18 protein-coding genes and 1 other RNA gene are annotated in these 24,697 nt (G+C 23.2%); 15 read left to right on the forward strand and 4 right to left on the reverse strand.

The window, feature by feature from the left end; genetic code table 4:
• Positions 1–20 precede the first annotated feature (20 nt).
• The 13 genes from ACLFP3_RS01565 (at position 21) to ACLFP3_RS01625 (ending at position 13,755) form a co-directional block, all read left to right on the forward strand.
• Positions 21–155, forward strand: coding sequence for a hypothetical protein (locus ACLFP3_RS01565; protein ID WP_412031848.1), 135 nt, complete (start codon positions 21–23; stop codon positions 153–155).
• A gap of 29 nt (positions 156–184) precedes the next feature.
• Positions 185–919 (forward strand): DNA adenine methylase, encoded by a 735-nt coding sequence (locus ACLFP3_RS01570; RefSeq protein WP_412031849.1) that lies wholly within the window; start codon positions 185–187, stop codon positions 917–919.
• 23 nt (positions 920–942) lie between these two features.
• The gene (locus ACLFP3_RS01575) at positions 943–1,395 is read left to right on the forward strand and encodes a hypothetical protein (protein WP_412031850.1); all 453 of its coding nucleotides are present in this window, start codon (positions 943–945) and stop codon (positions 1,393–1,395) included.
• Positions 1,388–1,822, forward strand: a complete 435-nt coding sequence (locus tag ACLFP3_RS01580) for a hypothetical protein (protein ID WP_412031851.1) — start codon at positions 1,388–1,390, stop codon at positions 1,820–1,822. The genes ACLFP3_RS01575 and ACLFP3_RS01580 overlap by 8 nt, the downstream gene beginning before the upstream one ends.
• Complete coding sequence (locus tag ACLFP3_RS01585; protein WP_412031852.1) at positions 1,822–2,133, forward strand: hypothetical protein; 312 nt, start codon at positions 1,822–1,824, stop codon at positions 2,131–2,133. The genes ACLFP3_RS01580 and ACLFP3_RS01585 overlap by 1 nt, the downstream gene beginning before the upstream one ends.
• A 101-nt stretch (positions 2,134–2,234) precedes the next feature.
• Positions 2,235–3,437, forward strand: coding sequence for a variable surface lipoprotein (locus ACLFP3_RS01590; protein ID WP_412031853.1), 1,203 nt, complete (start codon positions 2,235–2,237; stop codon positions 3,435–3,437).
• A 174-nt stretch (positions 3,438–3,611) separates the two neighbouring features.
• The gene (locus tag ACLFP3_RS01595; RefSeq protein WP_405312032.1) at positions 3,612–3,905 is read left to right on the forward strand and encodes a hypothetical protein; all 294 of its coding nucleotides are present in this window, start codon (positions 3,612–3,614) and stop codon (positions 3,903–3,905) included.
• A gap of 19 nt (positions 3,906–3,924) precedes the next feature.
• The gene (locus tag ACLFP3_RS01600; protein WP_412031236.1) at positions 3,925–4,185 is read left to right on the forward strand and encodes a hypothetical protein; all 261 of its coding nucleotides are present in this window, start codon (positions 3,925–3,927) and stop codon (positions 4,183–4,185) included.
• Positions 4,186–4,193: 8 nt separating this feature from the next.
• Complete coding sequence (locus ACLFP3_RS01605) at positions 4,194–5,810, forward strand: Mbov_0396 family ICE element transmembrane protein (protein ID WP_412031237.1); 1,617 nt, start codon at positions 4,194–4,196, stop codon at positions 5,808–5,810.
• A gap of 2 nt (positions 5,811–5,812) precedes the next feature.
• Positions 5,813–8,452, forward strand: a complete 2,640-nt coding sequence (locus ACLFP3_RS01610) for an Mbov_0397 family ICE element conjugal transfer ATPase (protein WP_412031238.1) — start codon at positions 5,813–5,815, stop codon at positions 8,450–8,452.
• A gap of 10 nt (positions 8,453–8,462) precedes the next feature.
• A complete protein-coding gene (locus tag ACLFP3_RS01615; RefSeq protein WP_412031239.1) occupies positions 8,463–12,323 on the forward strand; it encodes an Mbov_0399 family ICE element protein in 3,861 nt (1,286 codons plus the stop codon).
• Entirely contained in the window at positions 12,323–12,541 is a 219-nt protein-coding gene (locus tag ACLFP3_RS01620; protein ID WP_405312040.1) for a hypothetical protein, read from the forward strand. The genes ACLFP3_RS01615 and ACLFP3_RS01620 overlap by 1 nt, the downstream gene beginning before the upstream one ends.
• 53 nt (positions 12,542–12,594) lie before the next feature.
• Positions 12,595–13,755 carry an Mbov_0401 family ICE element transposase-like protein gene (locus tag ACLFP3_RS01625; RefSeq protein WP_412031240.1) on the forward strand — a complete coding sequence of 387 codons (1,161 nt, stop codon included), beginning with the start codon at positions 12,595–12,597 and terminating at the stop codon, positions 13,753–13,755.
• A gap of 217 nt (positions 13,756–13,972) precedes the next feature.
• Here ACLFP3_RS01625 and ACLFP3_RS01630 read toward each other — a convergent pair whose 3' ends face one another.
• Together ACLFP3_RS01630 and ACLFP3_RS01635 are read right to left on the reverse strand one after the other, a co-directional pair.
• Positions 13,973–20,347, reverse strand: coding sequence for a hypothetical protein (locus ACLFP3_RS01630; protein WP_412031241.1), 6,375 nt, complete (start codon positions 20,345–20,347; stop codon positions 13,973–13,975).
• 12 nt (positions 20,348–20,359) lie between these two features.
• Positions 20,360–21,928 (reverse strand): TrkH family potassium uptake protein, encoded by a 1,569-nt coding sequence (locus ACLFP3_RS01635; RefSeq protein ID WP_412031242.1) that lies wholly within the window; start codon positions 21,926–21,928, stop codon positions 20,360–20,362.
• Between the two features lie 208 nt (positions 21,929–22,136).
• On the opposite strand from ACLFP3_RS01635, the gene ACLFP3_RS01640 reads away from it, so the two are divergent.
• Together ACLFP3_RS01640 and ACLFP3_RS01645 are read left to right on the forward strand one after the other, a co-directional pair.
• Positions 22,137–22,820, forward strand: coding sequence for a potassium channel family protein (locus tag ACLFP3_RS01640; RefSeq protein ID WP_412031243.1), 684 nt, complete (start codon positions 22,137–22,139; stop codon positions 22,818–22,820).
• A gap of 51 nt (positions 22,821–22,871) precedes the next feature.
• On the forward strand, positions 22,872–23,018 hold the full coding sequence (locus ACLFP3_RS01645; protein ID WP_412031244.1) for a hypothetical protein: 147 nt from the start codon (positions 22,872–22,874) through the stop codon (positions 23,016–23,018).
• A 24-nt stretch (positions 23,019–23,042) separates the two neighbouring features.
• Here ACLFP3_RS01645 and metK read toward each other — a convergent pair whose 3' ends face one another.
• Positions 23,043–24,182, reverse strand: a complete 1,140-nt coding sequence (gene metK / locus ACLFP3_RS01650; RefSeq protein WP_412031245.1) for a methionine adenosyltransferase — start codon at positions 24,180–24,182, stop codon at positions 23,043–23,045.
• A 192-nt stretch (positions 24,183–24,374) separates the two neighbouring features.
• An RNA gene (gene rnpB, locus ACLFP3_RS01655) (RNase P RNA component class B) lies at positions 24,375–24,671 on the reverse strand.
• Positions 24,672–24,697 lie beyond the last annotated feature (26 nt).

The following is a 24,697-nucleotide window of genomic DNA, read 5'->3' on the forward strand; positions in this document are numbered from 1 at the left end:
TAAAATAAGGATGATTTAAAATGAATAATAATATTAAAATTAAAAAAACTAACCCCTTTAATAAAGAAAGAATTGAATTAATATTTAAAAATTTTGTTAATTCTGATGACTATAAAAAATTTCAACAAGTTATTAAGAACTTAGAAGACATGTAATAATATCATTTAGGAATTTTAAGAAGAATATGAAGTGCAATTTTGTGCTTTATCCAAAACAATTGATTAGACCTGTAATAAGAATTGTAGGTTCAAAGTATAAAATGCTACATTGATTATTGGAACATTTTAATTTAGAGAATATAAATAATAAAATTACAACATTTTTAGAACCTTTTGGTGGTTCTGGTATAGTATCTGTAAATATTAAACATTTATATTCAAACATAAAAGTATATTTAAATGATTTTGATAATATATTTCCTTTAACATGGGAATATATTAAAGATAATAATTCTCGATTTAATGGTTATGGAAGTATTACTGAATCAGCAATTAAACAATATGAAACAAAAATTAAAAATGGTTTATGAAGCAAAGTAAAAAAATATAATGATGTTTTATCAAAAATTCAAATTGATTCAAATGATTATTTATCCTTTTGTCTCAAAATTCTTAAAACCATTAAAAATTGTGAAAAAGTATTTATATATTTTGACCCACCTTACTATAATGAAAAATCTAAATATTCAAAGTTCTATAAAAACTCATTAAATTTAAACAAATTTATTGATGACGTTAAAAACATTAATAAAAATTATGATGTAAATATTGCTATTTCATTTAGAGATTGTGCTGAAATTAGAAAAGAATTTTCAAACAAAAATTGAAACATTTATGAATATGAAAAGATTAATTATCATATGTCTAAATTTGGAAAATGTCCAATAGTTAAAGAATTATTGATTACCAATTATAAATAATGAACAATGAAAGGAATAAAAATATGAAAAATAAAACTATAAGAGATTTCTTTGAATCATTACCAAAGGAAAAATATAATAATAAATATATCAGTGAGTATGAAACAAATCATTTAGAGTATATCGAAGAATTTGTTAATACTTATGATAAAGATAGAATAATAAATGAATTTAACGATATTGTTTCTGAATGCTGCAAAGTTGAAGATGGAAATACTCCTTGATTTGGAGCATATACACAAGATTGAGCTAATGAAATTAGCAAAGATTTACTAGGATATTTTTATGCTTTGCAAGATTATTTAAAGATAATTCCTCGTCAAGATTTACTAGATTTAATTAAAAAAGATATGCTATTACCAATAATGATTGATGCATATAACTATGATTTATTATCAAGTAATAAATCTTTAATTCAAGATTATACAAAATGAAAATATAGTAAAACTAATGGAAAGGAATTTAAAAATGCTTAATAAATCTATTAAATATTTTTTATTAAACAAACATTCTAAATGAAACATTGATGCATTTGGCCCATTTGAACAATATTTGATTGAAAGATTTGCTAAATATTATATTAGCAATGAGCAAAATGATTTTGAAAATGCTGTTGAAATGTTTAGTGATTTAGATGGATATTCACCTTTAGACAATTCTGAAGATATAGAAAAAATAGAATCCAATTTAGAAAAATATACATATAAATATATTAATTTATTCGACCATTATCTTTCAATAACTCCTTTTAGTGTTTTTATGAAAGAATATAAACAAGGTCATTTAATTTATTTAATCATAAAAATAAGACTTAAAGAACTATTATTAAAGAATAAAGAATTAATTGAAGAGTATGTACAATGAAATCAAAAATCATCAAATGATTTAGAAAGTGATAAATAATGGATAAAATATATAATAAATTTACTGGTATTGGGTGAGCATCAAAAATATCAAAATTTAAAGAAACTAAAAATGGTAATAAATATATAACTTTTAATTTTATATTATTTGACCCAAGCAATACAGATGCAGCAAAATGACCAGCACCAATAGTTGTATATTTGTTTGAAAATTCTAATAACAATTTAGATAATTTTAATTTAAAAGAAAATTCATTGGTTCAAATCGAAGGTAAAATTAATTCATATTTCTTTAAAAGAAAAACTGAAATATCAATTTGAGCAACATCATTAAACGAATTAAAGATTTAGTTTATACGCACGCGTGCATAAATAATACACGCACTAGTGCGTATGTGTATAAGCAAAACATTAAATTAAAATGTATAATTATTAATAATAAAAGGACATTTATGAAATCAAAAAAAATATTTTTATCATTATTACCTGTAGTAACAGCAACATCACTTCCACTTGTTTCAGCAAGTTGCGATTGATTATATGATAAACCTAGAACACCTAAAAAACCATCTCTGCCAAACCCTACATTGCCTAAAAGGCCTGAAGTTAATCCTGCAGATAGATTTGATAATAAATTATTATATGATATCCCTGTACCCAAAGTACCTGAACATTTAAAAGGTAAAGATATAGTTGGTCCACATAAACTATTTCATTACATAATGAATATTCATAAACTAAAAGTTTTAGATGCAAGCGGTAATGAAACTTCAGAGTTTGAAAGCGTTGATAGAAAAATCGAAAGATATAATGAAGCATTAAAAGTATTAGAAGAATATGAAGATTACGTAAGAAAAGTTAGACATATTTTTGATGAAAAATGAGAAAATATAAAAGAATTGGCTAAAAATCAAAAAAATTTAAAATATGAAAAACCCTTTTATGACAAATGATATGCTAATTATCAATTCTTTACTGAATCCCGTCTAAAAGATAATGACCCTGAATTAGCAGGTTTAACAGAAGAAGAAAAAGAAGAAATTCAAAAAGAAAATATAACTGCATTACCATTATGATTAACTGTTGAAAATTTTATGAATGTTTTTACTGAAATTTTTAATATGAGACGCATAATAATTGAATTAATAAATTTATATAAATTTATGATGAAAAATGTTAATAATGAAAATAAAACTCTTTTAGAACAATTGCAAGCAATGGGTCCTGATAAATTAAAAAAATTAAAAGAAATGATTCAAATAAGAATAATTAAGGGAGAATTAGTTCATCTTAAAGTTGCTTTAGAAATTAATAATAAATTATATTCATTTTCAACACCTGATTTAAAATTTTATTACGACAAACCATCTCATTACAATAAAATAATTAATTGAGTTAATGAATTTATAAATCCTTTATCTTATTTATTAGGATTTAACACTGATAACAATGATTATTTTTATGATAATAAATCTCCTGACTTTTATCGCATTAGAGAATATTTCTTTGGTCGTAAAGAATATGGTTCAAGTGCAAAAGGATTTACTATTGGTAAATTAAAAAAATATAATACTAAGTTAGCATTAGAAGCATTAGAACAATGATTAAATAAATATAAAAATTCTTTTGGTATAAAATATAGTTCCTTAAAATAAACAACATTCTTTGATAATTTCTGTTGTTTGTAAAGAGTATGATTAATTTATGAGTGCACTAGTGCATGCAAAATACTATGCACGCGTGCAGCCATAAATATAAAGCAAGCACTATTGAAAAAAAATTAGTGTTCTTTTTTTCATTTTCTTTACAAATTTAAGAAAGGAAGAATTATGGATTCTGGTGCAGGAATTGGGACATTAAAAAAAGCATTATCAGAACTTTTTAATCAAATAAACCCCTTTGTGTCATTATTAGCCGGATATGCAGTTGTTGTTTTTGCTTTAATTGCAATAGTTATGACTTTTTCAGCGGTTGCTGCTTTAAAAACAGCAAAAACACAAACTTCAAAAAAAGAAGCTAAATCAAGAATTGTTGGTATTTGATTATCATTTGGTTTTTTAATATTATTTGTTGTATTAATACCAGTCATTTTAAAAGTGGCTTCGACATTTTTATCTAATTAATTAAATTAAAGGAGAATTTATGATACATTGAACATTTTATGTAGCTATTGCTTTTTCACCACTAATTTTAGGTCTGTTCACTTGATTAATTACCATATTTCTAAGAAGAACTAAAATTAGAATTAAATATGAAAATGTGATAACAAAATATAAATTTGACGATAAATACAAAAAGTTAACAAAATTATCTAATGTTATATTATCGATGTTCATTACATTAATTGTAATAACTTTATCTTTTGTATTTGCTGGAATTGGTTATACTTATTTTTCTAAATAAGAACTAATATGGGTTCAAATATATTCACAATAGCACTATCACCTGTTTTATATTTAGTATTTTCACTATTTTGGGGAATATTTATTAGTTTCCCGTTTTTAATCTTGCAAGGTCTTTTTAAGGCTGCTAGATTTTTTGGTTTTGAATTACTTAACCTAATTATTTTTCAAGTTGAACCAAGTGACTATACTTTTAGTTTTTCAAAATTACCAATTGCATTTTTAGCATTTTTAATATATGGGTTATTATTTACAATAATTTTCATTATATTTTCTTTTATCAAATATCAATTAGCTAAAAGAAATAAAAATAGTAATATGGAACATTTAAGATTTAAAAATGTTTTAAGAGCTTCATTATCAGCGTTTTTATGAGCTTTATTATTACCTTTTATGATATTTATACTAAATTTAGTATCAGCAATAGTTTTTAAATATTTTACTAATATTTTACAATTACAATCTGGTACAAAAGCTGATGTTATATCACAATTATATGCATCATTAAATAGCACTAAAGGTATACCTGATGATTGAGTTAAAGATTCAGTAGAAAAAGGACAATTTGCTCCATTAGGATTTGATATATTTTTAGCAAAATCAATACCAAGTTCTTTACCAGTAGCACTAATTTTTATTAAAAATATGGTAGTAGCTTGAATGTGTTTAATTATATTAGGTGCTATTTTAGTTGATATTCTTAGAAATTCATTAATGCAATTTACTTTGTTCTTAATTTCACCATTAGTTGCTGCTAAGTCTATTGATGATAATGGTAAATCTCTTATGAATTGAAAAAATGCATTTATTCAAAGTGCAATAAGTATATTTTTATCGTTATTATCTCTAAATTTTTTCATTATATTTATTTTAGTTCTAGACCCAATTAAAACAAAATTATCATATCTTCAAATTATTGGAGATTTAGTTATTTATATCGGTGCAGCATATGCCACAAAATCAATTAATAAATTAATAGGTGATATTTTAGATATTCAAGTGTCTAATTTTGGATTTAAAAAAGCTGCTCAATTTATTAGAGGTGGTGTTAAATTAGGTACTGCTACAGCAGCTGCAGGAGCAGCAGTTGCTTCAGGTGGAGCAACTTTAGGAGCAACTTTAGCTAAAGGTGGATTTGCTAATACAGTAGGTGGATTGCTTGGTAAAGCAACAAACTTATCAAAAGTAGCTAATAATAAAGGCATTGCTAAAAGTATGGGAATGTCTAAAGATTTTATTAAATCTACACTCGCTTCAGTTGGTAAAAATAAGCCATTAGAGCAAAAGAAAATACTAGATTCATATAAAACCTTTGCCACTGATAAATCAGGCATTCTAAACAAAAATGCATTAAAGGATTTAGATTCATTAAAAAGCTTTAAACTTTCACAAATTGAAAAAGAAAAAGAAATATTAAAGCGTAATGCTGAAGCATATAAAGTTTATACAAACTCAAATGCTGATTCATATTTAGAACAAAAACGAGCACGATTAAGAAATATAAAACAAGAACAAGAACATAAATTAGCAATTGCTAAATATCAACGAGAATTAGAAGAATTGAACAACCCTAATAATGAAACTAATACTGACAAAGAACAAAATACTAATGAAAGCGAGAAATAATTATGTTACAAAATAAAAAATTAGCAGATAAAACATTAACTATTTGAAAGAATTTCACTGTTTTTGATTTAATAGTTTTATTCATAGTTTTCACAATATCTTTGGTAATTAGTATGTTTACTAACAACTTTAATTGAAAGTTTAAAATTGCTATTTTTATAATTATTTTTAGTTCAACATTTTGAATTTTATTAAATTCAAAAAAACATAATTGCAGATTTTATGTTTTAGCATTTAGAGCAATGAAATATTGAGTAGGAGTTAGAAAATATAAAAAAGATACAAAAAATACTACCGCTCATTTAATACCTTATCAAGAAATTATTAATGATAATATTGTAATAACTAGAAAAAATAATTTTGGTATCTTTAGTCATTTCTCTGTTATTCAAATTAAAGGATTTAATGTTTTTGTTAATTCTGAACAAGATAGGGAAAATGAATTTAATAGATTTACGAGTTTATTAAATTCAATTGAAGATAAAATATCAATTGTAAAAACTTCTTCTTCGATTGATTTATCAGAAAATCTAAGAGCAGTCAAGCAAAATTTTAAAAGTGAAATTGTTAAATCAAATGAATTAGCGGAAAAATATTGTTTGTTAAATGAAAAAGAATTAGAAACATTAAATAATCAAAACAATATTCATAATTATTATCTAGTAATTTTTGGTGATTCTGTAACTGATTTAGAAAACAAAAGAACTAAAATTTTAGGTCAATTATTGCAAACAAAATTTAATCCTAAAATATTAGAAAAGAAAGAACTAATTGAAATATTAAATTTAATTTTTAAAGTTAATCTAAATGTTGATAGTTATGATAACTTTGATTTAAGTTTATTGGCACCATCAAATGTTGAATTCAATAAAAAATATGTTACTGTTGATGATAAATTTATATCTTTTCAAGCAATTAATGATTTCAATAATATTGAAATTCCCGAAGGATGAGTATATAAGTTATTTTCATCAAATTCTACAGTCATATGAAATTTATCACCTTTTGATGACTCATTAAAAGAAAAAATACTTAACAAAGCTTCATCGATTGTGGAAATTAATAATAACAATAAATCTAGATTTAAAACTATGAAATCAGCAATTGAAATAGAAGCTATCGAACATTTAATTTATTTAGCTAATACACAAAATATGAATATTTTTAATAGTAATTTTATTTTTGTTAATCAAGGGAATAATTTAGAAGAGCTAAATATTTTAGAAATAGAAAATCAATTAAATGCTTCAGAAGTTAGTGCCAATTTAAACCCCTTATTATTTAAGCAAAAACAAGGATATAGCAATGCTTGCTTTTTAAATGGAGATACACTTAACAATGATTTAGAAATGGTTTCAGATAATGTGTCAAGAGGATGAGGATTTATTAATTCAGAATTAAATGATAAAACTCCTTTGTTGTTTGGATTTGATAGAACAACTAATTCACCCTTATTTTTAGATATTAAAACTAAAAATTCACAAAGAGTTTATTCGAATATGTTGGTTACTGGAACACCAGGTGCAGGTAAATCAACTTTAATGAAAAAAATGATTTTACATTATTTAATATATGGAGTAGATATAGTTATATTAGACCCACAAAGAGAATATTCCAAATATGCAAAAATGTTTAATGGTGAAGTTTTTGAAATGGGAAGTGGTATTAATACTTTAATTAATCCATTACAATTGGACTTGCAATTTAATGAACAATTAAATATAAATAATCAAAATAAAATCATTATTTCAACAAATGTTAGAAAAGTTCAAAAATTCTTAAAATTAATGTGTAATTTTAATGATATTCAAGTTAGATTCATTGGTAAATCATTAACTGAACTTTATAATAAATGAAACTTTTATGATAAAAATATTAATTTTTTGAAGTTAAGGAATACTGATTATCCTACAATAAATGATTACATTAATTTTTTAGAAAACTATGAATTTGATAACAAAAATGATAGAGATATTTACCTTAAATCACAAAAAATGTTACTTGCCACTTTAAAATCTGAATTTACTAATAATTCACCATATGAAGCTTTGTATAATGGACATACAAATATTAATTTATCTTCACATTTTAACATTATTGATACATATAATTTGTCTACAAAAGATGATTCACCAGCATCCAAAGCAGGTTTATTCTTAATTCTTTCGTTTTTGCAAAATAAAATATCAAATAATTATTTTTCAAACCCTAATGGAAATAATTGAATTATGTTAGTAATTGATGAAGCCCATAAATTTATTGACCCAATTAATCCAATTGCATTAGACTTTGTTTGAGATACTGCAAAAACTATTAGAAAATATCGCGGAATGCTAGTTTTAGGAACTCAAAACTTTATGGATTTTAATCAAAACCAATTAGTATCAACTAAATCAGCCGGTATTCTTGAAAATATGCAATATTCTATTACTTTAAGGTCAAACTATCAAGATATTGAAGCTCTTAAAAATCTATTTGAAAATCGAATACCATTAACTCAATCAGAACTTCAATATATTTCATCAGCACCTGTAGGTGGTGGAATTTTATCAATAGATAATACAACTAGATTTCAATTTCAATCATATTTCAATGAAATTGAAAAAGAATTATTGTTTAACAATGGAAATTTAAATAAATAAAGGAGAACTTATGAAAAAATGAACAAAAATATTATTAGGAACTTTAGCGGTTTTATCATTTGCAGGACTAGGACTTGGTATAAAAGCTTGTCAAGATAAAAGAAAAGCAAATTCAAGCGATGGAAATATTAGTAAAGATAAAATATCTAGTATTAATGAATGAACTGAAAACTTACCAAATGTAAATACAAAATATTTAAATATTGATTTACCAGAACATTTCTTTAATTTTAGAAATATTAAGTGATTTTTGTATACGCAAAGAGCTTACCGAGTAGCACCACCATTTGACAAAAATAAAACTGAGTGGTCTTCAAAATTAAAAATAAAAAATAATATAAAGAATTTTTTTAGAAGTCAAATTGAAAAATATTTAGAAAATCAAATAGGTTTAAAAAAAGAATATTGAGATTTAGAAAATCAACTAGATTCTATTTTTGAAAAACTATGAGATAGATATTTATCTAATGCTTCTAATTGAAGTGGAGAACATGTTTCAGATACAGAAAGTTTGTCTGGAGGCGGACATAATGGACACGGTGGAGGCGGGTCACCGAGATTAATTCACTATTTTTTAAGTTCCCTTACTTTTAAAGAAAATATATCTTTTACTTTAAAAACAAAAATAAGATCGGAATATAAAGCATTTGATTATTTTAAAAATGAATTAAAAAAAGAAAATTTTATTTTAGAAAATAAAAATGTTGATTTAACTACTGATTATAATAGAGATACTATTGATAATTATCGAAGAGAAGAACCTGAATACGAATTGTTTAAAACAAATAAACAATATTTTTTAGAATGAGCTAAAAAATTAGATGAATTATCATATACTTTTGATAATGAAACTTGAAGACTTAAATATGAAATAAATGATGACAATAAAACAATTAACATTTATATGGTTAACGAAACATTTGGAATTAAAACTCTTTTAATTAAAAATCAAGGTTTTAACTTCATTAAATCAAATAAATTAGATAAATTAGATACTATTTCAAAATTTATTTTATCTGAAGTTGGTCAATATTTAAATTTTAATAAAATAAATTCTGATAACCCTACTGGAATGTCTGATGATGAACCTAGAAGAATACAAAATGATAAACCAATAGGTTTAAATGGAAATAATTATTATTTAGGAACATATAAATTGCATACTTTAGCTAAATTTTCATTCACTGCACCAAATGATAATTATGTTGTTAAAGTTAATGGGAAAAAAGTGGATGTTATTAATAATAAATTTGATATTCCTTTAACTGATAATAGAAATGATGCTTCAGATGATGAAAGAATTCATAATGATGGTGTTGATAAATCCAAACCTAAGGATGAAAATAACTCTCATAAGAAAAATGAATATACAATCACAATAGAAGAATATGACAATATCAATACTGATACCACTCCTAAAATAACTTATACTAAAAAGTATATTATTGAGACTAAAACAGGCAGTCTTGATTTTAAATGATATGCGTGAGACCCTAAAAATAATAAAAATCAACAAGAATTAATTGAAGAGTATTTAAAAGATGAAAAAGGAAATATTAAAAGAGATGATAATGGTAATCCAATTAAAAATCCAAAATATGACCCTTTAATTGATAAAAACACTGGAACAAAAAAAGAATTAGTTTGATTTGATACTTCAAAATATTCATTATATGACGATATAAAAAATATGAATTCAATTGAAAAACTTTATGCACAAAAAACTGGTCTTCCACCATATGCATATACATTGCTAAATTCAATAGGAACTAAAATTCGTGATAAAGGATTTATTGCTGAGGCTTCAGTAGTTTCTAAAGGTGCTTTAAGACAATTATTTGGTGAAATTAAAGATTATTATATGCTAAGATTAGATAACAATTCTGCATTTAATTTCAATAAATGAAATAATCCTACCAAGCTTGAAAATAAAGTCTCTGAAAACTCATATATATCAACCGAAGGGCTATATCTATTTTATACTAGAAGTTCTGATGGTTCAATATCAAACTTTAAAATATTAAGAATAAAAAATGATGACAATATGATTGGAAAAACATTTAGTGAAATAAATGATATTAGTTCAATTAAAAATCTATGAAAAACCACAACTGGTGAATTTTTTTCTAGATATTTAGAGAAAAAACATAATATTTATAGAGAACAATTAAATTTATTAAAATATGAACAAATTCAAGAATATTGAAGACAATATATTACATATCTTGCTAAAGGAAATTCAGAAGATGTAAATATTAATCCAAATTTTGATTTTTCATCTGAAAATAATAAATTTAATAACCAATTTGAATTTTTGGAATATGTTAAAAACAATAATATTGATTTAATGAAAAAATATGCAAATTTTGCTTATAAAGATTTAGTGGAAATATCTAAATTTGAATTTATAAGTGAAACCGAATTTAAATTAACTTATAAGTTAAAAACTTCTGATATTAGATATAAATTATTGACTAGTAGTCAAATTTATAGAATTGAATTTCTAAATCAAAAAAATAAAAATAGAATACATATTGATTGAAAATTAGATTTTTTAAGAAAACAGATTCAAAACAATTCAAAATCTAAATTCTTAAAATGATTAAATAAATCATATTTTGATTTAATTGGTAATTCAGATAATGATAAAGAAAAATTAACATTTGATTGATATATATTAAATGATAAAATACACTTCACTTTTAAGCTAAAAGATAAATATACTAATGATTGATATTTAACTGGTTCATCAATATTTGCATCTACAAATTTTAAACCTTCTTCACTTTTTGATGATTTTGAGCCTAATCAAATTAATTTAAAAGGTGAAATTAGAGATGAACAAATAAAAAATTTAATTATTAATCAAATAAAAAACCAAATTTTAAATTATTTAAAAACAAAAAATATGGCTCTTAATGAAAGTTTATTAAGCATTCCTGAAATAAATGAATCAATATTAAATTTATTAAGAAATGTATATTTAAATAATGATAATGCCTTAAAAAATGTTGTTAAATTTAAAGTTTTATATAAAGATGGTAAAACCAATGAAGAATTAACTTTTGAAGTAATTAATTTTGCTAATAGTTATGTTTCAAAACCAATCGATTTATCAAAGATAAATTTAGATTTATATGACATCAATTTTGATGTATCTTATAATAATAAAGAAGAATATGAGAAAAAAAGATTAGAAATAGCAAAGCTATTGAAAGATTACATACAAAAAGAATTAACAAAGATTGATTCAGAATTAATTTTAGGAAAAAATGTTATATATAATGAAGAACAATTTGAAACTGTTATAACTAATTTGTTTTATAAGAATATAGTTTCAAGGTTGCAACTTTATTCAAATCATCCAATGATTAGTGGTCAAACTCATATTGATTTAAAAAATAGTCATAATACTACAACTAAATTTAATTTTAATGAATTATTAATTAATGAATTAAACATAAAATCGAATAACTATAATGATATTAAATCGAAAATAATTAGTTGAGTTGAAAATGAAATTAAAAATAAGAATTTAATATTCAATTTAACTTATGGTAAAGATTATTTTATTGAAAATATAGATAATCCAAAATTTCTAAAATCCTTAATAGCTAAAAATGGAAAAAATAGTTTGACTCTCAAAATAAAACCAAATTCCGAAAATTTTGATGGAGAAGCAAAATTCACCGTAAATAATGACTATGATGGAAAATTAAGCACTGAAGATAAAAATAGTTGAAAAGCAAAAAGAAAATTAAGTCCTGCAGCAATAGGATTAATTACTACTTTATCAATTTTTAGCCTTATTGGAACATTAATACCTTTGATAATTTTTATTTATAGGAAAAGGACAACTAAAACAAAATAATGAAAAATTTGAATAAATGTTTATATCGATTACGTGGATTTGGAATTAATAAGAAAAATTCTGTCTCTTGTGGCACATATCCTACATATTTTCAAGCATTACAAATATCAAAAGAGTTAATTTTAAATAAAAAATATGAAAAAATTCGTATCGAAAGAATTACTTTGTTAAAAAATGTAACCATTAATACTCTTGAAGAAAAGAAAATTAATAATTAAAGAAATTTGCCTTTATTAAAGGCATTTTTTTATTATTAAAGTATTATTTATATATGAATACTAATGAAATAATACTAAATTATATACACAAAACAGATGATGATTTCTTTGTTTCTCTAAAGAGAAAAAATGAGGGATGAATAGTAAAAGAATGAATAACTAGAAAAGTTTATTTTAAATCAAATTTTTTGACTGTAAGAATTAGAAAATATTGTAAATTTGTAAATAATAAGTTACAATATTATAATGTTTTGTCGGATACATTACATAAATATAAGCATATTGATACTGAAATCCAAAAAGAAATAACTAAAATTTATTTAAATGGATTAACATATAGAAAAATAGCTAATATTTATAGTTTACACCACACTACAATTTTTAATATCGTTAGAAAAAATTACTATCAAGATATTAAATTAAATAATTTAAAAAAATACAATATTGAGTCTGAATCAAAAAACACTATATACATTTCTATGGATGATACATATTTTAAAGCTAAAAAAGAGAGAAACCATATTACTAAAATTAAAGCTAGAATGATTAATTTCTTTTTATTGGATGAAAACAAAAAACCTATTTGCAAAAACCATTTAATTATTTTGTCTTCACCTAAAAATAATTGAACAATTGATGCCTTGACTAGGAAAATATTATTTATCATTCGCTTTTTCTATTCAAATAAATTAAAAATAGTTATTTCTGGAGATGGTGCTAAATGAATAAGGTCATTAGCTAATCGATTAAAAGCAAAGTATATATTATGCAAATATCATCTTAAATCTAAATTTAATGTTATATTCAATAATTCAAATCAATTAAAATACGAATTAAACCAACTTTTTCAAAAAATAAATGTAAATTTAAAAGATTTAATTATTGATAATTTAAAAAACAATAATTATCGATTTATTCTAAATTTTATTATAAATAATTGGAATGATATTTATAATGCCTTCGATGAAAAAAGAGCAAAATTATTATATGAATTTACAAACTACATTAAATCTAATCTTAAAGGTCTTGAAGAAATCACTAAAGATAATTTAATCTATTACGGAAATACTGCAGAGTCATATGTTTCTCATCTTATTAAATCAAGAATTAATCAAGATTATTCAATATTTAGTCTAAAAACAATTATTCAAAAAATAGTTAATCCTTTTAACTATTCACAAAATAATATTCAGATTGAATTAATAAATTTATAGATTTTCCATTACACGCACTAGTGCGTGCATTATGCTACGCACGCGTGCGTATGTAAGATTATAATAGTGTGCTTAAATAACAATTACAAAATAGTTCTACTGAAATTATTTTATTTTTAAATATTCTTTTTTTCTGCAAAAATAGAGTAGAATTAGAGTGTAAAGAAAAATGCTTTTTTGTTTTTCTAAAACCCTTAAAAAATAAACACTACCTATTTTAAGCAAAATCTTCAACGTTGACTTTATTTAATCCACTTCACTCACTATTAGATTTAACTTTATTTAGCTTCATGAATTTACCAAATCCGCCCTCTTTTAAAGTCATTAATATGTATTCTTTTTTACTAATTGAATTTGCTTCGCCATTCTCTGTAACTTTATATTTAAAAGTTTTTAGTTTATCTTTTTCTTTTTCATTATATCCACTGGAATTAATTAAATAAGTAATTGAGTCGGGTCCATAATTACTTTCATCATAATAGTGGTAATTATTTCCAAATCATCCAGTAACTTTTGTTACATAATTATTAAATTCTTTTCTAACATTGTCAAAGTATTTTTGCATTCCTGAGAATTTGTTTCCCACTCCTGGAATTCAACTAAGGTTTTGTCCTTCTTGAATTTCTCACATTAAAGATCTTGTTCCTTTATATAGATTTACTCAACTGTTATTATCTCTTTGATTTTCAAGAGTTTCTCTACCAAACATTTCAAATAAAATAAAGTTTAATGTAGTTAAGAAGCGATAGGTTGCTTTATAGGATTCGGTATTTGCTCTAGTTTTAAATGTGGCAGATTTATTATCGTTATCTTTTTTAAATTCTTCTCCCAACATTTTGAAAATTGTGTCAATTAATTTAAGCGGGTCTAATTTAGCACTAACATTATTAGGATCTTTACCATCGCCCTTTTTAGGTGTTTCAAATGTTTTCCCAATTTGCTCTTTTATTACGCTGTTTAAATATTTCATATCAGTTTTTTTGTCAGAATTTAAATTTCTTAAACCATTGTAAAGTGGAGAATCTTCAAATTTACTTTTACCAAAAATTAAATTAATAAGTTTAATTAATTTTTCACCATTTATAATTTTATTTTCTTCCGTTCCAATGTAATCGGCTAGCATAAAAGCATCACTAAAACTAAAAACCGATTTAATTTCATTAATAGCATCGTTAAATCATTTAGTAGGATTCAATAAATCAAATTTATTAATATTAGTTTTAAATTTTTCAATTGATCTAGTTAATAATTTTTTATCAACTATTTCATGATCTATAGCTTTGTCTACTATTCCACTAATAATACCCTTTATTAATTTTTTATCATCATCATTAGTATTTTCTAATTTTAAATAATCAATAATAGTATTTGCTAGTATAGTTAGTATATCTTTATCTTTTATCAATTTTTTTAGAACGTTTTTAATTTTATCTTTTAAATCATCTTTTAATGTTTCAATAGATTTACTTAAAAATTCACCAGTTGTTTTAGTATTGTTAATTTTTTCGCCTGCTAAGATTTTGTCAACAATAAGGTCAGTAATTTCTTTAAGTTCAGAGTAAGAAAGTACTTTATTAACAATTTTTTCTAATTTTTCTTTATCAATGAATTCTTGTTTAATATCTTTTAAGTTTAATTTTTGAATTTCATTTTTTAAAATTTCATAAACAACTTCTTTTAAAGCATTTGCACCATTTTGATTTTCTTTTAATGATCCATTTAGTGCTTTTAATGCTTCAAAAATTAAATTTTCTATTCTTTTTAAGAATGCTTTTTCTTTTTCATCAATTACATTTGCTGAATTTTTATTTTGTTTATTATTTGAAGCTTGAAACTTAGGAATGTTATTTCTTAAATACTGGTATAAGAACATTAATTCACTTTTTAATTCATCTTTAGAAACACTTTTATCTAACGCAGTATTTATTAACTCTTTAATATTTTTTTCTTTTATTAAAGAAGCGTATTCAATGTTTTTAATAGCATCTACTAAACTCGTTAATAAAGTTGAAGTTTGAATTTTATTATTTTTTATTATTTCAATATTAGCTATTTTATCTATTAAAGCATTGGAAATGTTTTCAACAATTTCTAAATTTCCTATTTTTTTAATTAATCTTAATAATAATTTCTTAATTGCTTCTTGTTCTGCAGAGCTAGAATCAATTTTATATTTTTTATTAATTTCGTTTAAAGTAAATGATATTGATTCTTCAATTAAAACTTCATCTTTAATAGCTAAGGATATAGTTTCTTTTATAAAAGTTTGCAAATTGTTTTTGCTTTGAAAAAGTAAATAATTAATTAATTTGTTGAAATTGTTATTAGTTTTAAAAGCCTCCTCATCTAAATTTATTATTGATTCTAATAATTTAGTGATGAAATTTGATAAGGGATCGTGTTCAAAAATAATATTCATTAATTTATCAATTATTTTATTAGCAAATACCTCACTATCTTTATTAACTTTTAAAATTTCTAATTTAATTACTTGCAATTTTTCTTTAACAAAGCTTTTAAATTTTTCATCACTTTTTAAAGATTTAAAAACTTCTGTTAATTTATCATTGATTTCTTTTTTATCTTCTTTGGTTAGTTTTAATAAAACTGCTTTAAAAATTTTAAAAAAGCTTTCAAATGGTAATTCTTCTTTTTCAGAAAATAAAGAAGTTTGAGAAGTTTCATTATTTTCTAATTTATTATTTTTTTGATTGAATAAGTTAGAAAAATTAGCAATATTTGTTAGTAATGTAAGAGTAATATCTTTAAGTTCTTTACTTTCTAGTTCATTAACAAATTTTTCAATATTTTCATAATTAATGTTTTTTAAAATAGTATTAATATTAAAAATATTATTCATTCTAAAATTAGAAAAATCTGATTTTTGATCTTTTAAAATTTTTATAGTTTTATCAAACATTTGATTTGCAATTGCTTCAACAATTTGAAATGAGGAAGCGTTTTGAATTAGTTTTTTAATAGCATTTTCAAATGATTGTTTTGTATCGGTAGAAAGATTATTAATTTTTAAGTCATGTTGCATTAATGAAGTTAAAAATTGTGCCATATGTTCTTTAAAATCTTTTGATTTTTCTGTTTCTAAATAGTTTTTTAAGATTTCATTAATTTTACTTATTATTCTAGTTTTTGCTTTTTCTAAGTAATGTGAAAGCCATTCGTTTACTGTTTTGGCTTTTATTGATTCATCGTCAATAAAATTTTTAATTTCTTCTTTTATTAAAGGTAAAATTTGAGTTTCATAATTTTCGTTTAAAAACTTATTTGTATCTTCGATTAATGCTTTAATAAACTTAATAGTTTCGCTATCAAATCTTGTTTCATCAATTTTAATTTCATTTAATTTTTCAATATATTGTTTTAAATTTACTTTTTCTAAAATAAATTCAGTAGTTTTATTTTTATCTAAGAATGCTTTAATAATTCTTAAAATACTACCAAAATTTAAATTATTGCTAGTAAACATATCAAAAATATCTTGAAGAACTTTTGGATTTTCTTTAATTGAAAAATATTTTAAAATTGCTTTATTAAATTCGTTAGAGAATTTTTCAAAACTATCAACTTTATCATCTACTAATTTTTTAGCAGTACTACTTACGAATTTAACAAAGTTTTTATAGAAATTAGTATTTCCCATATTCTTAAGTAAAGTAATGGCAATCTTTTTAATATCAGCAGTGTCAGTTTCATTTATTGTATGGTCAAGTTTAACTTTTGAATATGCCTTTAGTAAATCGATTCCCATATCTATTACTTTTTCATTATTGCCTAATTCTTTTAGTAAAGTTTCTACTAGAACATTAGCATTGTTTTCTTCAATATTAGCTAAAATTTTGCTTACTAATTCAGGCAAGCTTTCAAAAGTATATTTATTGCTATTATCAATAATGCTTCCTAGCATTTTTTTAACTTCATCAATTAATGATTTTGATTTGATGGTTTTAAATACTTCTTCGATTAATTTTTTAGTAAAATCTTCAGCACTTGTATATTTATTATCTTTTGTTAGTTCTGCTTCTAAACCATTGGTCTTTAAAAAGTTAACAATTGGTTTAGTGATTACAAAATCAGATGCTAAGTTTAATAAATTATTAATAAAACCTTTTTCAGCAAAACCATTATCAATAAATGTATTGACAATATATTTGAAAAATTCTTTACCATTTTCATTTAGTTTATTATCTTTATTGTTTAAAACGTCTTTAATAATATTAATAATAGTTGCTTGATTTTCTGGTTCTAGTCATTTAGCTATATTTTCAATTTTTAAATTTTCGTCGTTTTCTAATTGTTTAATTCCTAATTTTTTAAGACCATTTTTATATTTAGTTTGATCAACATCATTTGTTGGGACAAAACTTACTAATGAGAATAGTAACTTATGATTAGCATTGTAAGTATTTTCTTTGCTTTCTTTTAATAAACTATCAAATAAATCTTTAAAAATATTTCCTAATGTTATTGTTTCAGCATTGTTAAAATATGCTTTTAAACTTGATTGTATTAAAGCGTTTAATAAATCAACATTTCCTTCAAAATTATTTAAGTTAGCTAAAAATTTGTCGATAAAATAATCAAATTCTTCACGTTCTTTAATGTTATAAATAGAAGCTATTTCATCTTTTATTATTTTGGCAATTTTTTGTTGTTCGCTTGGATTTTCGTTTAATCAAGTAATAATTTCTTTTAACAAGCTTGAAAATTCATCTTTTTGATTATTTATTATTTGATATGTAAATTCTTTTAAAGTATTACCTTTTTTAAAGTAATCATTTGGATTAGAAATAATATTAGAAATTGTTTTATTAATCATTATCTCTAATTTATTTTTTACATTTTCATTTTTTAATGCATTTTTAAGTGGTGATAATAATTTTTCTGGCAATAATTTATTAGTAATGTTAGTTTGGAATAAATCTTTTGTAAATGATGTTAAAAAGCTAATAAGTTTAACTTTATTTTCATTACTATTTAAAAATTCTGATTGAAAAAATTCTGAAGCAATATTAAATAATGCTTCATTTGAAATTAAGTCTTTTTGAATAATTTTTCAAACATCATCAATCTTTACATTTTTTGGTGATTTTGAATTAAATAAAGTATCAATATCTTTGTTTAATAAATTAATTCGTTTGTTTAATTCTTGATTATTTAAAAATGCATTAATTAACTTATTGAAAATTTCTTTATTTTTACTGTCTTTTAAATCATTTTGAAGTTTTGCAAGTGAAGTAGGAAAATCACTTAGTTTAAGATTATAAATTTTTAAAATACTTTCAATAAATTCATTAATTTTTTCTCAATTAAAACTACCACTATTAAAATATGCTTGATATTTAGCAAGTCAATTAACATTGTAAGGATTTTGTAGTTCATTTTTAATAGCATCACTGTTTTCTTTAATACCTTCAAAACTATATTCTTTCTTATAAGTATTAGTATTAGAACCAGAAATTCCTAAGACTTCTGTTTTTATTGAAGTAGATTTTTTATTAAATAATAAAGCTTGAGTATTTGTTGAATTTTTAGAATCAATCAAATTTTTATAGTCATTTGAATTTAAAGACATTTGCATAAAAATATCTTGTGCCAGTTTCTTTTGACCATAGAAATTTAAAGTAGGACTAGTTATTCCGTTTGTTAATTTTTCTACATTTGATTTTACATAATTTGTATCTTGATAATTAAAGAAATTAACTTTATTATTTTTTGCTATAGCAGCTAATGTATTGTTAACTATCGAGGTAATTTTTTCTAATTGGTTTTCACCAAATTTATTTTCTAATAATTGAGCTAATTTTAAAAATGGAGTAATATAACCTACTAAATTAATATTAGCATTAGGATTGATTTTTCTAATTTCAGATAGTAAAGCATTGTATTTATTAATAATATTTTCTTTATTTTTATTAATAGTATCTAAAACTTTGTTTAAATATGCTTTAGCATCTTTTACATCTTTAATACCATAAGTTAATTCTCAAATTAATTTTAATAATTCTTGTTGAGAAATAAAATCGTTCATTCCTAAAGAAAAAGTCATTAAGTTTGCATTTTTTATTTTTGATTTAAAGAATGAATATTCATTATTTTTTAATTCAAAATTATTAAATAATGATTTAGTTTTTTGTTCGCCAAGAATTTTTTTATTGTAGTTTAAAGTTTGTTCAATAGAATTGTTTTTCTTATATTTTTCTGGGTTTAATAAATGAAGTCAATCATCTAAAGTAGAGTTAGCTAAAGAAAAGTTATTATATTCATTTAAAGAAGTTTTTGTATCTTTTAAATGATTAATTAAATTAGCAATATATGAAGCATATGAAATTCCATACACTTCTTTTTTAGTTTCATTATAATGGTTTAATTGTTTTTCATTTTGACCTAATGATCATTCATCTCCAAATGCTAAATAATTAATTTTGCCAGAAACTGGTTTTTGTTCATTAGGATTACTTGGATTTGGGGTTGGTTTGTTAGTAGTTTTATTGCAAGCTCCTGCCACAAAGGCTGTTGAACTTGCAGAAATTAGGGAGGCAATTGCAATTAATGCCTTTAATTTATTTTTTTTCATTTTAGTTTTCTCCTAACCAATAGCAACATCTTCATAAATATAGTGATAGTGTTCAGCTTTTTTATGTGTGTTACCTCAAAATAATATGGTTTGTTGAATTCCGAATTGACCAATAAACATATAAACTATTAACATTAATTTCATAGAAGTAGTGATTTTAGTAGTTATTCCAGTTGATAGTCCTGCATTTCCAAATGCCGAACATATTTCAAATAGAACATCAATAAAGTCATATTGTTTTTTTGTTAAATCAAGTTCATTAGTTCCTGATTTATATGTTTCTAATGTTGTGACTGAATAAGCAATAAGTGTGCCAATAAATACTAGAAAAATTCCAATTGCAAAAATAGTTGTTGCTTTAATAAGTGTTTCTTTTCCAATTTGTCTTTTAAAAGCAATAATACTTTTTCTTCCTCTTAGCATTGTTATTATGCTTAAGAAAATAATAGCAATAGTAATATTTCTAATTCCACCAGCTGTTGATACTGGAGAAAATCCAATAAACATTAAAATACTATGAATTAAAATTGTTTGTTTAGTGAAGTGGTGATAATCAATAGTAGAAAATCCTGCAGATCTAGTAGATTTTGTTTGAAAATACATAGCGAATAGTTTTTCAAATGGACTTCCATATGATGGTTGATTTCAAAAAGCATTAGGATTTTTATTACTTAATTCAAAGATTAAGGTAAATGTTAAGCCAATAATAGTAACTGATAGATAAGTAATTAACGTTAACTTAGTGAAAAGTGAGAAACGATGTCTTGGTTCAGTTTTCTTTAAACTTTTTAATTTACAATACACATCATAAATAACAGGATAACCAACACCACCAATAAAAATTAAGATTAATGTAAATATTTGAATAGAAAAGTCTGAATAAAATGGAGCTAAATTTTTGGTACCCATAATATCAAACCCAGCATTATTTAGTGCACTAATACTATGAAAAATAGCATATTTTATTGATCGATTGAAATTATGATAAGGGTTGTATTTTTGATAATCGTAAGGATTAAAAATATTTTCGTTGTTTATACTCGCTGCTTTAGTATCATCGAATTTTCCATAAGGACTTGTATAAAAAATGATAGTAAAGATAATTGACGAGATAATAAGAGTGATTAATAAAATAGTAATTGATACTTTAATAAGCTTTTTTGTATCACCTCAGGTGTTATTTCCTCTTTCAACTTGTGTAACTTTACTATTGAAAATTGTTGCTTTTAAACCAAAAATAGTTTGTACAATGTAAACTTTAATGGTAAAAATTCCAAAGCCACCTGCGAGAATACAAATTGCAATAATTGCTTGCCCGAACTCATTAAAAGCATCGGCAATAGGAAAAGTGGAGAGACCAGTGTTACTAAAAGCTGATGAGGCAATAAAAATTGCATCACCATAATTAAATTTTAGTTGTGCCATTTTATCTTTATTATGAGTAATTGGTCATAATAAAAGAAGTGACATAACCACTGTAAAAAGCACATAAATAAGTAAAATGTATTTAATAGTTCCAAATTTTTTGAAACGACTAAAAAAGTTATTAGCTCCTTTTACTTTCTTTTCCGCTCTTTTCATAGTTTATAATTATACTTTTTTTTCTAAAAATTCTTTCCCAAGGCAGAAAAACCTAAATTTAGTATAAAAAAATTTACCTATATTTAAATATAAATTGTCAAATAATTTATTTTTCTTATTTTTTTTATTTATAAATAAAATTTGATTTTTTCTTTAAAAGATATTTTTTATGTAACATAGTATAAAATTATTTTAGGAGATTTGAGCTATGAGTATATTTAAGAAATCTAGAGAAATTTGTATTATTGGATTAGGAAGATTGGGAACTGCAATTGCTGACCAACTTATTTTTGATCATGAGCATAATATAAAAGTAGTTTTAGTTGATAAAGATGAAAAACATCTTACTCCTTTTAAAGATGAAGTAGATTCAATTTATGTTGCTGATGCTGCTGAAATTAAGACTCTTCAAGCAATAAATATTGATAGTTTTGATGTAGTAATAGTTGCAACAAGTGACAATATTGAAATAGTAGCAGCATTGGTAGAAACTGGTGTCAAAAAAGTTATTGCAAGAGCATCTTCTAAACGTCATGCTAATGTTTTAAAACAAATTGGGGTGACAACTATTATTAATCCAGAAAATGAGACAGGTCACCGTATTGCTTTATTAGTTGCAAACCCTAGTTTTTCTTCTTATTCAGAAATGTTAGTTGAATTACAAGATGGTTACGTTACTGGCTCAACATATGTTAAAAATCCAAAAATAAATAATATTAAAATTAAAGATTTAGGGTTTAGAAATAAATATGATGTTTCCATTGTTTTAGTTAAAAGGGGAACAGAATCATTTTTACCAGAAGGTGATTTTATGATTAAAGAAGGTGATTTATTAACCTTAGTCGGTTTAACTGATAATATAACTAAAGTTTTGGATTTATGTGCAAAATAAATTTGTTATTTTCAAGAAATATATAATTTTAAAATTTAGAGATTAAAAAGAATGAACAAAAATAAAAAAATGATTAAAATTAATCATTTTGCTCCAGATTATGTAGACTTTATTATCACTAACTTTGAAAAATCAGGGTACACCCCCCCTACTTTTCATTATTTTAGCATTAATTTGTCAAAAAATAGTAATTTATAATGAAAATTAAGGAGCTTTGTACCCTTATTTTTCATTCAAAAATTTCTTAATTTCTTCTACTTTATCTAATTTTTCTCAAGGTAAATCTATATCATTTCTTCCAAAATGACCATAAGTTGCTAATGGAAAATATTTTGTATTTTTTAAATCTAAAGTATTAATAATTCCCTCAACACTCAAATCAAATACTTTATTAATTATTTTTATAATTTTATCTTCAGAATATTTGTTTTCACCAAATGTATCAATTAGAATACTTTGAGGACGTGGCAAACCAATAGCATAGGCAAGTTGAATTTCAAATTTTTTACTTACCTTAGCAGCAACCATGTTTTTAGCAATGTATCTTGCCATATATGCTGCACTTCTATCAATTTTTGTCGCATCTTTACCTGAAAAAGCACCACCACCATGATGTGCAAAACCACCATATGTATCAACTATTATTTTTCTACCGGTAAGGCCTGTATCACCTTTAGGTCCCCCAATTACAAATCGACCTGTTGGATTTATTAATAGTTCATAATCTAAATTAAAATTGTTTTGTTTTAATACATAATCAACAATATTTTCTTTAATAAATTTTTTAAATTTTATTTCATCAAAATTATCTTCATGTTGAATTGACATCAATACTTTTTTAACGATAATATTATTATTTTCATTGTCATACTCTAAAGTGACTTGGCTTTTCATATCAGATTTTGCATAAGGAAATTTATTTTTCCTTCTTAATGATTCTGCTCTTTTTACAAGTTCATGAGCTAAAACTATTGGTCAAGGCATATATAAGTCATTTTCATTAGTAGCAAAACCAAATAAAATTCCTTGATCACCAGCTCCTAATTCTTTATTACTATTTTTATTTACTCCCATAGCAATATCTGGACTTTGTTCAGTAATGGCATTTATGATTTTAAAATCACTTTCTTTATAACCTAATGGTTTTAGTATTTTTCATGCTTCTTTAATAGTATCAACATAACCTTTAGTAGTAATTTGTCCGCCAATATAGATAAAATCATCATTAGCAATAACATCACATGCCACCCTTGAATCTTTATCTTGCATTAGTAATGCATCAACAATAGCATCACTAATTTGGTCGCAAATTTTATCTGGATGACCAGCACCAACTGATTCACTTGTCAATAATTTTTTCATTTTTACCTTCTTTTGTATCTAGAAATCCATAAGAAATTATATAGAAGTCAAATACTATTTTATAGCATAATTATAGTAACATATTCAATTTGAAAAATAGTGTTAATACTATTAATAAATATGTAAAAAAATCTAATAAATTGAATACTAATTCAAATTTAATAAAAAAGAAGAGACATTCTCTCTTCTTGACACTATAAACCGCTTTCTGTACCATAAATGGTGCTAACTATTTATCTAAGTTAACAAAATTAACTTCCAAGGTTAAGTTCGATTTCTTTTCCTTAGTTCCCCTACCAAAATTTGGGTTTCTAACTCATGGAGTTTACAGCGTTTCATCTTAACTTAATAAGCTCGTCTCTGTTGCACTAGTCGTCAATAAATTAATATTGCCTAGATTTATTAAATCTAGCATGAACACTACTTTCATCACAGAAAGTGTTAGAGCGGATTTTCCTCTATAAAAATTTATAGCAGTTAGCTGTGCCTAATTCATTTTATCATAAACAGTATTT

This window comes from Metamycoplasma buccale (assembly GCF_046774455.1).
Taxonomy (GTDB): Bacteria; Bacillota_I; Bacilli_A; order Mycoplasmatales; family Metamycoplasmataceae; genus Metamycoplasma; species Metamycoplasma buccale.